At 61.8% G+C, this 14,246-nt stretch carries 13 protein-coding genes; all 13 read right to left on the bottom strand.

The features are described 5' to 3' along the window. Positions 1-2: 2 nt before the first annotated feature. Positions 3-4,781, bottom strand: a complete 4,779-nt coding sequence (locus NN4_RS32080; RefSeq protein ID WP_147139266.1) for a tape measure protein — start codon at positions 4,779-4,781, stop codon at positions 3-5. 6 nt (positions 4,782-4,787) lie between these two features. Beyond that, on the bottom strand, positions 4,788-5,000 hold the full coding sequence (locus NN4_RS32075) for a hypothetical protein (protein WP_147139263.1): 213 nt from the start codon (positions 4,998-5,000) through the stop codon (positions 4,788-4,790). A 179-nt stretch (positions 5,001-5,179) separates the two neighbouring features. Beyond that, positions 5,180-5,503: a hypothetical protein gene (locus tag NN4_RS32070; protein WP_147139261.1), complete on the bottom strand. Its 324-nt coding sequence runs from the start codon at positions 5,501-5,503 to the stop codon at positions 5,180-5,182. A 107-nt stretch (positions 5,504-5,610) separates the two neighbouring features. Then, positions 5,611-6,210: a phage tail tube protein gene (locus NN4_RS32065; protein ID WP_147139259.1), complete on the bottom strand. Its 600-nt coding sequence runs from the start codon at positions 6,208-6,210 to the stop codon at positions 5,611-5,613. 66 nt (positions 6,211-6,276) lie between these two features. After that, positions 6,277-6,687 (bottom strand): hypothetical protein, encoded by a 411-nt coding sequence (locus NN4_RS32060; RefSeq protein WP_147139257.1) that lies wholly within the window; start codon positions 6,685-6,687, stop codon positions 6,277-6,279. A 248-nt stretch (positions 6,688-6,935) separates the two neighbouring features. Next, positions 6,936-7,109 carry a hypothetical protein gene (locus NN4_RS45290; RefSeq protein ID WP_186818735.1) on the bottom strand — a complete coding sequence of 58 codons (174 nt, stop codon included), beginning with the start codon at positions 7,107-7,109 and terminating at the stop codon, positions 6,936-6,938. A gap of 1,021 nt (positions 7,110-8,130) precedes the next feature. Beyond that, positions 8,131-9,171 (bottom strand): major capsid protein, encoded by a 1,041-nt coding sequence (locus tag NN4_RS32055; RefSeq protein ID WP_147139255.1) that lies wholly within the window; start codon positions 9,169-9,171, stop codon positions 8,131-8,133. Between the two features lie 10 nt (positions 9,172-9,181). Beyond that, positions 9,182-9,451 carry a hypothetical protein gene (locus NN4_RS32050; protein ID WP_246181191.1) on the bottom strand — a complete coding sequence of 90 codons (270 nt, stop codon included), beginning with the start codon at positions 9,449-9,451 and terminating at the stop codon, positions 9,182-9,184. 128 nt (positions 9,452-9,579) lie between these two features. Then, positions 9,580-10,164 carry a hypothetical protein gene (locus NN4_RS32045; protein WP_186818734.1) on the bottom strand — a complete coding sequence of 195 codons (585 nt, stop codon included), beginning with the start codon at positions 10,162-10,164 and terminating at the stop codon, positions 9,580-9,582. 59 nt (positions 10,165-10,223) lie between these two features. After that, positions 10,224-10,940 carry a VG15 protein gene (locus tag NN4_RS32040; protein WP_147139250.1) on the bottom strand — a complete coding sequence of 239 codons (717 nt, stop codon included), beginning with the start codon at positions 10,938-10,940 and terminating at the stop codon, positions 10,224-10,226. Beyond that, positions 10,937-12,361: a phage portal protein gene (locus tag NN4_RS32035; protein WP_147139248.1), complete on the bottom strand. Its 1,425-nt coding sequence runs from the start codon at positions 12,359-12,361 to the stop codon at positions 10,937-10,939. Before NN4_RS32035 ends, NN4_RS32040 begins: the two co-directional genes overlap by 4 nt. Before the next feature lie 55 nt (positions 12,362-12,416). After that, on the bottom strand, positions 12,417-13,934 hold the full coding sequence (locus NN4_RS32030) for a terminase large subunit domain-containing protein (RefSeq protein ID WP_147139246.1): 1,518 nt from the start codon (positions 13,932-13,934) through the stop codon (positions 12,417-12,419). Further along, positions 13,861-14,154: a hypothetical protein gene (locus NN4_RS32025; RefSeq protein ID WP_147139244.1), complete on the bottom strand. Its 294-nt coding sequence runs from the start codon at positions 14,152-14,154 to the stop codon at positions 13,861-13,863. The genes NN4_RS32030 and NN4_RS32025 overlap by 74 nt, the downstream gene beginning before the upstream one ends. Between the last annotated feature and the right edge of the window lie 92 nt (positions 14,155-14,246).

Genomic DNA, 14,246 nt, shown 5'->3' with positions numbered 1-14,246 from the left:
GTTTATCGCCGGTATCCGGCCGTCGAGCGTTGCTGTTCGGCTCGCATCTCCCGCATAGCGCGTTGCATGTCGTAGCCGTTGAACGTGATGTTCGGCCGGTCTCCGAGCACACGCGCCAAGTCATCGAGCGAGATGCCCGATTGCTGCATGGGTTGCAATCCGCCCGCGAACTGCTGCAACTGCGCCGGAGAGTTGAAAATCGGCTCCGGCTTGTTCGACAGGTTCAACGCCATTTCGCCCGGCTTCAACCAACCGCCCGAATCGTGAATACCCACCTTCGGGAACATCTTCCACATTTGCGCGACCCAATCAGGGATCACACCACCGGGTTTCGGCGTGTAGCCGAGTTGCCCCGACAAGTCGTCATCGGTGAACGACCCGGCACCCGCCAGCGCGGCTTGCGCGTCATCGCTGGCGCCGGATTCCTTGTCCGGTACCAGCGAGCCCCAATCGGTTGTCAGCCAACGCGATTGACTGATCGGTTCCGGAAGTTGCTCCGTGACCGCGTCGAACGCGATGCCCGCGAAATTGGTGACCGCGTCCCGCAAGGTACCCTTCAAGCCCTTTGCGGTCTCATCCTTGCCGGTGGTCGCTTTCTGCCGCTCCATCAACGCCCGCTGATATTCCGCGTCCGCCTTCAACCGGTCTAGCTCGGTCGCGTCCTCATCCGCGTACACCTCGTCGCGACGTTCTTTCGCGTCCTCGACCGCAGCATCCTTATCGATGAGGTTGAGTTCACGTTCGCTGTACGCTTTCGCCAACGGAGGCGCTTCGGACGGCAGATCACCAACCTTTTCCCCGGTCGCATCCGCCTTCTCTTTTTCCTTGTCTTTCAAATCGAGTTCGGCCCGGCGCACTCTGTTTTCAGCGCGTTTGCGCTCGTTCGGAGTCTTCTCCTCGTCGGCATAGACCTTGTCTCGGTCCTCTATCGCGTCCTGTAGGTCGAGCCGCTGTTGCTCGAGGTCGAGTTCATCTTTTTCGGTCCACTCCTTCTCATCCCCCTTGCGCTTGCCTGCCTTGTATCCGGCAATCAGCTTGTTCGGAAGATGAAATACGTTGGTGAACTGAGGATCGTTGTACCCGGCCTTGTCGCCGTCGATTCCGACCGTGCCCCGGTTACCGCCCGCCTCGACCTTGTGACCGTCGATAGTGCCCGCCATATGGTCCGTGTTGACGCCAACCCGGAACAGGGTGCCCGCAGGACCCGCACCAGGCTCTAGGCCCGCACCGTTGCCAGCAAGCACCGCCAGCGTGTCATAGAGACGTTTGGTTGAACCGACGATGCCCATAGCGATTTGTTGAAGCCAGCCGATGAACCCGCTGCAATCGAATCCGGTGGGACCTGTACCGCCCCAGACATATTCGTTGCCGTTCACCCCACGCGCCGACTTCAACGCGTCCTTGATGCCCCGTGGCAGGACAGCGCCACCCTCAGCGAAGCGCAGCATGCCCGATCGCGCCATCTGCCGAATCCGGTACATCGCACCGTGTCCGCCGACCGCGTCCACCTCGTTGGAGGTCCACACGTGTTCGTTGTTGGACAGCAGCGCCGGAATCGAATCCGACGTAGGGCCGCCAGCACCGAAGATGCCACCACCCATAGCCCGGCGCGGAACAGGCACCGGCCCTTGCACATTCGTGTTCCCGAAGTACGCTTCACGCGCCTTGGCGTCCTCGAACGCCGCAGTGACAAGAAACTTCTTATCCGGAATCCGCAGCCGCACAAGTTCATTGAGCTTGCGCAGCACTTCATCTGTCGGGGCCTCGATACGCATGATGCCTGGCTTGTCGGTCAGCTTGTTGACCGTCGCCCCGGCTGCCTCTAGAGCCGTGATCGCGTCCTGTGTGTACGCGCTAACCGGTACCTCGACACCGGCACGGTTCTTGTCCAGCAGCGCAGCGATTGTCGTCAGCTGTTGCGTGGTGTCCCGCGCGCCCGGCAACGACGCAAGAATCTCGATCTTGTCCGGGATGTACCCGGCTTCCGCAGCCATGGCACGCAATTGCTCAACCGTCAGGCCCAGTTTCGGCGCCAGCTCGGTCAGCGCTTGATCGTTACGCGCGAATACCGGCGCCAAATCGCCGCCAGCGGTGCCCACATCGAGGGCCGCAGCCTTCAAATCGAGCAGCATCGTGCGCAGGCGTGCGCCGTTCTCCAGCTCGGTATTGACCGAGCCGTCCCGGTTGATCAGCGACTCACCGAAACCATCTTTCGAGTCCCACGTTTCCGATGCCGCAGACTTGAACTCGCGAAGCTTTTCGTTCAACCGTTGTGTGGCATCTGCCAACGCAATCGGCTTGCCGGTCAGCACATCTAGCGCCGTTTTCATGGCCGACAACCGGTCAGATGCGGACGCGGATTCGTCCGACAGGGTCTTTACCGCCTGCGACAGCGGCACGAATCCACGCGTCGTATTGGCGGCAACCTGCTGTGCCTTCTGGACGTTGTCTCGCAACCACGCAAGATTCTTGGCGGCGAACGCGCCACCGTCGCCCATTCCGCGCAGTTTCGCGTCAAGGTCAGCCCATGCACCATCGTTCGACAGTGCTTCTGCCACTTTACGATCCGACATTCCCAGTTCTTCGAGCGCCTTCTTAGCCTCTGCGTACTGGTCAGCAATGTTGTTCTCTTTGCTGATGTTGTCGTTCCACGGTGCTTGCGTCAGAGCGCGCCACTCATGCCACGCAGTCTTGTTGCCCGCGCTCGACTCGATCGCAGAGTTCAAATCCCTGACTTGCTGGGTGATATTGCCCAACGCGTCATCGTTGATTTCGCCTTGCGAGAGACCGAGAATATCGCCCATCTCATTGCGCGACGCCGCAACCGATTTCCATGCCTCGTTCATGGCGCGGACGCGGTTCTCATGGTCACGGATATCGCCACTGAACTTGATGACCGCAGCCGCACCCGCAGCCAGCGCCAACCCCCACGGGCCGCCGAACAGCGACATTGCCGAGCTGCCCGCAGCCCTCAACCGCGCCAGAGCAACTGCGCCCGTGGCTTGCACGCGCGCACCCAGCATTGCCGCGCCCGCCGCAGTCCGTTGCAGTCCGCCGACCAGCAGGCCCGAGGATGCCGCAGCAGCGCGTTGCGCCATCGCGAAGTGTGCGAGCGCACTGGTGGCCGCACGCACCGACACCGCAACCCGAGCCGACGCCACGGCCGCCGCGAACCGTTGCCGGATGCTGGCTTGCTGGACCGGAATCTCACCGCCGAGCGCCACAATATGAGCGCGCATCACCGCCGTTTGAGTGATGATTGCCCGCGTCAGAGCCCACCGCGACGCGATGTCAGCCGGAGTCAACGCGGTCTGCACAATGCGCGACGCCTCGAATGCCGTGTGCACGACTTTCTGTGCGACTATCGCTGCCCCGTAGGCCACCATTGCACCGGCTGCCAACGTGGTGTGCTCAGCGAGATACCCCATAGCCGAGCCAACGAGCCGAATTCCAGTAGCTACCACCGTGCCCGTGTCGCCGGTCAAACCCAGCAGCGATGTACCGATGTCACGGCCCGCGCTCGCCAACTTCCCCAGAGCCGATTGCAGACCTTCACCCGCGCTCTGAGCGCTGCGCATTCCGTCTGCTGCCTTGCTGCCCGAACCGCTCAACGTATGCCAGAACTCACGGAACTTGTCCGCCGCTGGATTTTTCAACGCGGCCCACAGCGCAATAGCAGACTCTCGGACACGGAACAGGAACCGGACCACGCCCGAATCCTCTTGCAACCCAAAGGTGCTATCCGCGCCCCGGTACTGTCCGCCACGCAGGATAGACCAGATTCCGGAGATGCCGTCAGCGACCTTGCGAGCACGAACGCCAGCGCGTTCCCAATTGCTGATCGGTCCCTCGACAGAGGCACCCGAGGATTGGAACGCGCGCCCCATTTCGGTAAGCCCGCTGGCGATTGCGGTTGCACCAGCTTTGACTTTCGGTGCGATAGCGTCGGCCCATTCGGTTGCCTTCTTGAGCCCGTCTTTCATCATCGGCAGGAACGGTGTTAGCGCCCCTTCGCCGACTCGGCCAAGTGCCGCTTGGGTATTCGCCCAAGCACCGCGCAGGGTCTTACCCGATTGCAGCGCCGCACCGCCGATGTTCTCTTCAATGACCTTGCGGAAGGTCGCGGCATCAACCTTGCCGGTCTGGACCATTTTCGCCAGTCCGTCAGCAGATTTGCCGTATTCCTTTTGGAGCCACTGAAAGATCGGGAGACCACGGTCACTCAGCTGGTTCAGATCATCGGTGTACGCCCGTCCCGATGTCGTGACCTTGTTCAGGATGCTGCCCATGTCACCCAACGACGTACCAGCGATCGTTGCCGCGTCGGCAGTCAATCGGAGGTACTTCGTCAGTGCCTCACCAGGTTTCACCCCGGCTGCCACAGCGCTAGCCGCGATCGTCGCGGCATCACCGAGCCCAAAAGCGGTGCCGCGCACCGACGCAAGCGCAGACTCCATGATCGTCGCGACACCGGCCGCGTCGTGGCCGAGTCCAGCCAGCTTGCCCTTAGCGTCATCGATCGCAGTCAACCGGCGCATGCCCTGACTGAGCGCCGAACCGATCACCAACCCAGCTGCGAGCCCGGCAGTTCGCGCACCAACCCGCAGCGTCGCACCGATACCGGCAGCGAGCCGTGAGCCAGCGGTCCGGCCCGCGCGTTCAGCAGCGATCGGCGCGTACGCCAGCGACTTGTCCAGTTGCCCCGGAATCTTGTCCGTCGCCAACACAAGCGACACATACGCAGTCGCCAGCTCGACGCCGCGCCCCGTCCCAACAGCCATGCCCGATCACCCCCTGAGCGCGTTGATTTCCGCCTGTCGACGCGCGATCACTTCTCGAATTTCGTGCAGCTCGTACCCGGCTTCTTCGTCCACTGGTTCGACCGGCGACTCTGCGTCTTCTGCCGGGCGTGTGATCAATTCCGGTTGTTCGCCCTTACCCCCGGACCGCTGCCAGTTCGCGCCCTGCACGGCGTACAGGATGAGCGCGAGCAGTTCCATGTCAGAGGTCCAATGCCACGATCGGGGGTACCGCGCTCGGTATAGGGGCGATTCCTTGACCGGTGGGAGTTGTGCGACGAACACCCCGAATTCGTGCCAATCCAAGCGATCTGTGCCGATATCGGACACGTGGTATCCCCGATACAGCAACTCGGCCTCAATCGGCCCCGAATACTCTCTTAAGAGTCGTCGGAGCCGTCCGATTCCCCCATGTCGACCGTGCTCTTTTCAGCCCACGCAACCGACAGGTCCGCAATCTGATCGCCAGCCATGCGGCGAATATCTTGTTCAGCGGCGGGGCACTCCACGATCAGAAGGCGCCGGGTCATGCGGATTTCATCCACCTCGTCAGCAATAGCCTGCTCGATGTAGTCGCTGCCGTCGCCGGACAGGTATTGCAATTTCGGGACGCTGTAGACCTTGCCGCCGTCCTTCGCGCGGAAATAGAAACGGTTCTCGCGCTTCGCGCCCTGCGACTTCGGGACCGTGTAAACGTCAGACATTGACCGAACCTCCAAGAAATGTGTGTAGGTGTGTGAATGGACCTCAGATGCCCGCCCGGCAGGGATTGAGGTCCGGTCAGAGAAAATCACTACCGGGCGAGCATCAGTTACGCGCCGCCGCCGCTCGGCGTGCCGTCATCGTGGTACTCACGAATAAAGAACGAATCGGTACCGTTCGAGAATTCGTATGCCTCGATGGTCACTTCGTACTTGACCACGTCGTTGTTGATCTGCACGACATCACCGACCGTGATTGGCTTGCCGATCGGCACAATCTGACGCTTGATCGACTTACCCTGAACGGTCTCAGTAATCCACACGCTTTCCGGCAGCGCAGCCGCACTATGATCGACGCGAATCACTGCACCCTTGGTCGCGGTAGCAGGTGTGAAAACCACGTTGTCGTCGCCATACACGGACTTGAGCGTATTCAGATTGGTCGACTCGACAAACACGATTTTCAGCGTCTCCGTGTAGTCGTTCTGCGGAGTCGCGATCGTTTTACCGCCGAAATCCTTGATCTTTGTGACTTCGCGTGCCTGCGAATTCACGATGCCCGCGTCGGAAATGCCGCCCTGATCAAGGTACGCGGCGGGCAGTGGCGTAGTCGCGTCCGTGGGCACCGTGGTACCGAGCGGCGCACGATAGATAACGCCGCGAACCTTCGGCGGCTGTGGTGTATAGACCTTGCTGGTATCAGTTGGCATTGAGCCCCCCTCGAAATAGCCGAGGCCCCGTACCTCCCCAGGTGGAGCCTCGAAAACAATTACTGGTTAAATATGGCTTGAAATGCCGAGTTGTGCTGTCAGCGTCCACCGGTCGTATTCCGGCTGCAAATCCTCATCCGGGTTCTGCGCTGGCGCGCCCACCTCCGCGTAACTGGCAATCCATGCCTGTGCCGTGGTCATGTCGTCATTCAGATACGCCACGTACTCACCGGGCGCCGCCTCCAGCAGGTCAGCTACCCGCATCGCGAGTGTTTCCGCGCTGACCGGTGCCACGCACTCACACAACACCCACGGACCGTCAGTCACGGCGTTGATACGCACGCCACCGACGCGGCGGACCAGCACATACGATTCCGGCCGGTCCATCGGCACACGATCGAATACCGGCACCGCCAAATGCGCTGACAGGTAGGCGATTACAACGCTCACGGCTGGTTTGCGCGCGTTACCGGCCACTGTCCACCGCCCGTATCAGCGTGTGGTTACGTGCGTTGGTCCGGCGCGCTTTCCAATCCGCCGTCGTGATGGACACACGGTGTCGTCCAGAGGGAGCCTTTTCACCCTTCGCAGACCGGAACACGTACTTGCCTCCGGAACGCTCAGCGGCCCGCAGGACCCGCCGTCCGCGCGCTTCGAGATCCTTGACCGGTCCTGGTGCTTCACGCAGCTCGTGCAGTCCGTTCGGGCGCCACTGGATACGCGGCTTACCCGCCACTGTCGTGCTCGATCCACGCGCCAACCCAACGTGCGTACACCCCCACGATCCGCCCGTCACTGTCGACAACTTCTAGGTTGTTGAACTCCGGTTCGGTCCTGACGCTCTCACCGGTCGGGAAGTCGAAATTGCCTGCCTCTTCGGTGAATACACGGACGCTCATATCCCCTACCCCTCAACTCTTTTCAGGTTCACCACGCCACCGGGCGCGAATCCCCACGGACCTTTTGTGTAGTCCTCGATCGGACCGATCACCGACCACACAGAACCGTCCGGCAGGGTCTGTTTGTCCTGGTGCCCCGCAACGAATCCGGATGGTACGAACAATTCGAGTTCGACCACAGTGCGGTCGTGTCCCGCAAGTTTCGGCTCCGCTGACTGCGGTGGCCCGAAAGCAATGGCCGGTTGAGCGAACGGCGCAGCCCATTTCTTGATCAGATTTCCGCGTGCGTCCTTCTCCGGCCCCTCACTGAAACGACGCGACTGCACGACGTACGGTGTCGGGAAAATCACTGGATCCTCCGCTCACCACGTGCGGACCGAAAACGCCCAAGGGCGCATGCCCCGCAACGTTTTCCGGTCCGCGCTCGTCAGCCATGGCCCGCCTGTTCGCGACTCCGCCGTGTACCGCTGCGACCATTGGAACGGCCCGGCCGTAGCCTGCGCTGACTCGACGTTCGTACCCTCGCGCGGTGCGTCGAGCACCCGAGCAACCATGCGTGAGGTAACCAACCGCACCGCGTCAGGCACCGGAGTGTATGACCGGTTGCGCCCGCAGTGAGCCACCACCAATTCAGACGCTTCCTCGATCAACCCTGAAAGATATTCGCCCTCAACGGTTGTGACGGCCCTGCGTAGTCGTTGCTCAACGTCGCTTTCATCACAGAGGAGCATTCGGCCCCCGGTTCTTCGGTGGCCTTCCCCGCCTACGCGGTTGCGGCGCAACGCTTTCCGATATCGGTCGTGGGTCTAGCTCACTGGCCGGAACCAGGTCGTCTGCAATCGGCTCCGCGTCGACGGGTGCGGGTTCGGTCACCTGGTCGGCAAGAACGTGGTTGCCCACGCTCACACCGTCCGGCACAACGTCACCCGCCGCCAACGTCAGCAAACCCGCGTCCGTCTGCACCAAGACAACCCCGATCAGGTCCCCTCGAATCTTCACGTGTTGTCCCCTCCGACCGCTCTTAGGCGAGAACGCTTGCCACGATCGACAGATCCGAATTCGCCAGCACCGGAAGGCCAATCGCCGCACTGTGGGTCCACACCGCGATCGGGTCACGCGTCTTCCACGCACCCACGACAATGCCCGGCTGTTCCTCCGCGCTCAGCCCGTAGTCGGCTTCCTCGGATTCCAGCGTCAGACCAAGGAACGTCGCCCCAAGGTCGGTGCCCTCCCAATCGTCCGGGTCGACCGGCGCAGGCAGCGCGAACACCTTGGAATCGGTCAGCACCTTTTTCTGTACCGCACCGACCTTGATCTGTCGGTCGTACAGGTGAATCGGGGGCAGCGAATGAGCCGCGAGAACCGCTTGCACACTATCGAGAGTCACCCGCGACGGGGTACCGGCGAGAGTGGCAGACAGAGAACGCATTTCAGCGGTGCGAGTCAGCGCGATGGACGCCTTGGTCGACATCAGGAAAGCGCCCGGCGCTTCGCCGGTGTCGGCAATCGCGAGCTCTTTCCACGCCAACATGTCATCCAACGGCTTAGCGTTGGCCGCGTCGGACCACAGCGTTCCCACTGTCACGGTGTGGCTCGGGTTCCGCGACCACGACCCGGTCTGCCGGAAACCGTTCTCGTCAATCGACAGTGCGCCGGTCTCGAGAGCTTGTCCGCGCGCAACCTCCAAACGGTCGGAGATAGCACGCGCATTCACCGCCGCAGCACGCTCGATGATGTTCTTGACCGCTTCGGGTGCATCCTTGCCCCGGCGCCGCAGCTGGTCATACTCCGAAACCCGGATCTTTTGACCCAGCGGAGGCAGCTCGACAGTGACGCGCTCGCCACCCGGCAGGCCACCGGTCGGGGTTTCCGCGTCATAACCTCGGTACTCGGCCGCAGGCAGCAAACCCGACTGGCCGATGATGAACCGCGCCACGATATCGGCAACAAACCGATTCGGGAGCCAACGTGCAAGCGAGCCCTTTTTAGCCTCGTAGTCCTCGACCGCAGCGCGAGCGTAGCCCGTCAGCTCAGCCGGAGTAACAATGTCAGTCCACAGCATTAAAGCCCCCTTAGACGAAAACGAATTGACCGCTAGTAGTCGCGTCAGCAGCGACAGTCGACGGCAAGCGCGACAACCGGATACGACCGTGGTCGAGCCCAGCGGCAACGACGTTCCCAGCGCCCGCCGTGACCGGAATATCGGTCAGCAAGAAGACGGCCAGAATGTTTGTGCCAGCGGACCCGCTTGCGTTGTACGGCACACCGAGCCCGTTAACGATCGCGAACGGTTCACCGGATTTGATGCGCCCCTGCGAAATCTTCGCCGCCGACGCGGTCACGTCGATCGTGAAGGTGCGTGCGTTTCCGGTTCCGTGCGAACTGCCAAGCCAAGCTTGGTCACCACTTGTGAAACTCTCCCTACGTGGCGAAAGCTGCATGGTCTACCCCCCAAAGTTGTTGTGTTGCTTTATTTCTTGCGCCGAGACTCGAAACGCTCGCGTCCACTCGACAGCGTCTGCGCTTTCGTGGTTTCGGACGGTTGGCCCTGTTGCGGGTTGGGTCGCATACCGGGTTTCGTGTCGCGCCAGGCGATGACTCGCGCCGCGTACGCCTGCAATGCCGCGTCATCGGCACCGGCCGGACCGGCGAGAATGTCAGCGGGAACGCTCGTAGCCTCCGCGACCGCGTGACGTGCGTTCTGACTGCGCAACTCGGCCGCAGCCCGCTCGGCCTGGTCAGCCCTTTGCCGCTCACGCTCCAACTCCGGCAGCTTCTCGGCTTCCGCCTGGTCGAACGCGGCTGCACGGGTCTTCACCTCGGCATAGTCGGCGAACGGCGCGACAGCAGCATCTACAGCCGCCTGAATCGCGGCGTCAAGGTCAGCTTTCGAGGTGATCGGCGCGAACGAGTCACCCTCAGCGCCCGCCACCTTGCCGCCTGCGTTGCCCTCAGCCGCGTCTGAGGCGTCGCCGGTACCCGAAGGGTCACCTTCACCGCTTCCGCCCATCACGGGCCAGATTGGACCGCGTTTACCAACACCCAGCGCGCGCACACCCGACACCGGATGCACTGGCAGAGAAATAGTCATGTGTGAATCACTCCGAATCTGAATCAGGAACTCTCTTTGTCCATTTGCCGATACGCGGCCATGATCGACTTCACGTCACGCGCGCCACCGGCCAGTTGCGCAGCCCGTTCGTAATCCGCCGTCCATTCCTCGACGTGCGGCGGTGGCTCATAGGTGCGACCGGGACGAACCGGTACGGCCATGCATTTGCAATGCTTGTGGTAATCCTGTTTCAACCCAAGCAATCCCGCGCTGTCACCATCTTTCGACGCAGTCTTTTTCGACCCGTAAACCGGCCCGCGCGTCGACAGCATCTGACACCACCGGCACGCCGACGCGGACGCATGCCGCGCCCACCGTGCCCCGACTTCACGTTCAGCGTTGGACGCCACGGTGCGCCGGAACTCAGCCCACATGTCGCGCTGCGCCGCCGCCAACAGCGCATGCCTGATCGCATGCTGTCCGAACGCCCAAACCACCTGTCCCGCAAGCGTTTGTGGTGTCGGCAGCAGCAAACGTACTGCGCTGTAGGCGATTTCCGGCGCCGCTGACTGATACCAGTCCACCGCAAGATCAGACGCCACGGCCGCGTGAGGTGTCCATACCTCCGGATACGCCGATGTCATCCACCGCTGTTGCTGGTCCTGGTCGAGATGACCGACGCGGCGGAACTCCGCGTTGACATCGCGCATCATCACCGATGTCAGATCGAGCATGAGACCCCGGAAGGTGTCGGCCTCATCGAGAAGCGCCACGCTCATTCAGCGTCCGCCGTCCCCTGTGCCGACACCGCCGAAGCAACGTCAGGATCTCGCCGAGCCGCAGCTCCCGCAGCGGGCAGATTGCGGATGACCGCGTCGACGCGAGCCCGGCGCTTCTCCTCCTCCAACCGCTCTTGGTCTTGCGGAGCCAACCCGATGCGGTCATAGGTGACCCGCGAATCCGGCAGCAGCACACCGGAAGTCACCAATTTCAGCGCCTCATCGGCCGTCGCGCTACGCGTTGGCGTACTCGCATCACGCCAGTTCACATAGATGCGCCGGAACGCCTCCGGGTCCACCTTCTTGTCTCGCACCAACAGCGCCAGGTACCCAACCTCGCGCCACGCCACGCCGAATGCTGCTTGCCTGCGCTCCGCGCGCTTCACCAATCGGAATTCGGCTTGCCTGATCGCATCCGCAGACGGGGGATTGTCCGTGACAAACCCGAGGTATGGGGACGGGATACCGCTTTCGCTCGAAACGAACTGGGAATAGACGCGCAGTTGCTCAATGTATGGCGTTGGCGGATTGCTTGGGAATTGGCCCATTTCGGGAAGCTCGCCGTCATCATCGCGCGGAACGATGTTGAGCCGACCCATAGCGGCATGCCAGCCAGCCATGATCTTTTCGTACGGACTCGCGTCAGCGTCCACACCGAACTGTTCCGGGTCGGCGCCGAGCGCGTATCTCTGTGGAGCCGTATAGAACTCCCTGTTGATTTCCATTCCGAGCAACGTCCGGCACGCCGCGTCGGTGTAGTACTGCACTGCGCGCGTGATCTCCGAGCGGCCCTCTAGATCGGAGGCGCGGTCACGGTTCCGCATGCGCGCCACCGGAACCCGCCCCAATCCATGATCGTCGCGATCAACCACAACGAGTTTCTTCCCCGGACCACGCTCGAACCGAACCGTTGCGTTCGGCACATACAGCGATTCGAGAACAACATGCCCGTGCTCATCCCGCGTTTGGGACAGAGCAGCGTCGTTGCGCCGTGTCCGGTAATTCCATATCGCCGTACACGACGATGGAGACTCGACAGTAACCAGCACTTCCGGTTCCCCCGCCGATTCGTCACCCTTACCCACCGCTACAAAATCGGTACCTACAATGAGCGTATCCGTATGCGCCCGTGACGATTCGAGTTGTAGATAGTTGTCCCGATAGATATCGTCCAACCCCAACGCATCGTCGTTGTTGGTTGCCCACCCCAACCAATCAAGCCGTTCTTCCAGAACATCAACCACCGTGCCCGGCCAACCACACGCAACAGCCAAGTCCCGCAGTTGCGGAGGCACAGCGATATCAAGGTGCGTGATCTTCTGTTTTGCTTCGTAGAAGTCTTGCTTGCGTTGGTTCTTCTTCGCGTATCGACCTATACGGGAACGCATTTGACCAACTAGGCGTTGCTCATCATCGTTCAATCCCAATTTCGGTAGCGAGAGCGCTACAGCCAATTACCCCACCCCCCACGCGGATTCACAATGTGACCGCTTTACGTTTCGTCTTGCGCACCACAACCGGCCTGCCTTGGACGAACCCGTACAGCGCCAAGGTGGCCGCTACGACGGGCGTGATATCGCTTGTCGCGCTCCGGCGCCCCCACACCCACAGATCACCGACCAGGCGCTTACGCGCGGCCTCTACAGCAGTCGTGAACGCCGGTTGATCGGGGTGACGCACGCTCCGCCCCATCACCGAGTCGAAGAACAACCCACACGCCGCCGCGAACTCAGCTAGACCGAGCTTGTGTACCGGTACCCGCAGCCCGGACAGCTCCGGAACCATCGACGCCGCTGGACCATCCACCACCACCGCGACGGCCGACCACTGCGCGACCAGCATTGCCAGCGCGGGCACTACCCAGTCGGTTCCGCGCCGTGACGCGATGATCTCCACGTGGTACGTGCCGTCAGCGCGTGCCCCGGCAATCGCGATCGACGCCATGTTGCGATCGGGTGCGACATCCACCGCGAAAGCAACCGGGTCGGTCACCAGCGACCCAGAATCTTTGATCAGCGACCAGCTAGCGGCATCAATGACCGCAGCCGATACAGCCGCCGACCACATCCCGCCACGCTCGCGGGCAAAGCCCTCATCGCTGTAATCCGCGCGGGACTCCGCCAGTTCTTCCCAATCGAGCCGATAGCCCAACGCGGGGTTGGCTTGCGCCCACTGTTGCGGATCATCGAGCCCGGCCCCCTCAGACATGGACCATTCGAGCCATGACGCACGCAGCGCGTTCCCGGCGAGTATTTCGGCACGGACGCGGGTAAACACCTCGCTGTTCGCTACCTCGTTCGGAGGTGTGCCGCAGTAGATGTGTTGTCGGTTGCCCAACGGCGCCGCCGCAGTGGTCGGCCCCAACGCTTCCATGGATTCGGCGCTGAGTTCTTGCGCTTCATCCATCAAAATAACGTCGACTGTCAGGCCACGGCCCGAGGACTTCGACCGTGCGATGACTTGCAGGCTTCCGCCCGGTTCCCATTCTCCGTCAGCGTTTCGGCGCCGCAGGAAAATGTAGTTCCGGCCGGTCACACGCCCGATCTTCGCGACGCGTTCAGCTAGGTCGGGGTAACGTTCCCGATCTTCAAAGAAACCACTCAGCCGACGAAAGAACGCCTCTGCCGTCCGCGTGTTCTGTGCGGTAAACAGTATGCGCTCACCCAGCAACACCATGCCAATCAGGGCACGCGCCTCGAGCAAAGCCGATTTTCCGTTTTGGCGCGGCACAGATAAACCGCAACGGCTATGGGAGTACTTCCCTCGCTGGTCGAACGACAGCCACGAACGAAGTACGAGTTTCTGCCACGGGTCGAGTTCTAAGCCGTACTTGGCGACGAACGCAATACCCATTTCAGCGGGGTGAAGATTGCCCAGCTGTTCAACCCGAATGTACGGGAGTTGAGCACCTTTGATCCCGTCAGTCTTCAGCCTCGACAGAATCGCTGCTACCGCGTCCGATGGCCGCTTGGATTCCTGATTGGAATTCGTCAATTGCAGACTCCTCCCGGACAGGTGGCTCAAGCTCTGCTATCTGCGCCAGAAGGTCAGTGAATTGCTTTGTAAGTTGGGGCAGGACTCCCGCCGATGTGACTTTGAAAGAGAGGGCTATGTGATCCCGCAGCAGTTTCAGCGTCGCCAGTCGGTCACCTGTAGCCGCAATGGCCGCTAGTTGCTCCGCTGAGCGCTGAATTGCAGTGTCGTCATCTTCCATAGACCCCCCTCCCCCTGTCTGCTTGCTTTTCGGCCCGTATGACTGAGGGGTGGGCCTGCCGAGCATGGGGAGGGAGGTACCCCCACCCATCA

Origin of the sequence: Nocardia ninae NBRC 108245 (genome assembly GCF_007990755.1) — a bacterium.
Lineage (GTDB): Bacteria > Actinomycetota > Actinomycetes > Mycobacteriales > Mycobacteriaceae > Nocardia > Nocardia ninae.
The sequence above is the reverse complement of the archived record's forward strand: the minus strand, read 5'-3'. Positions and strand labels throughout refer to the sequence as shown.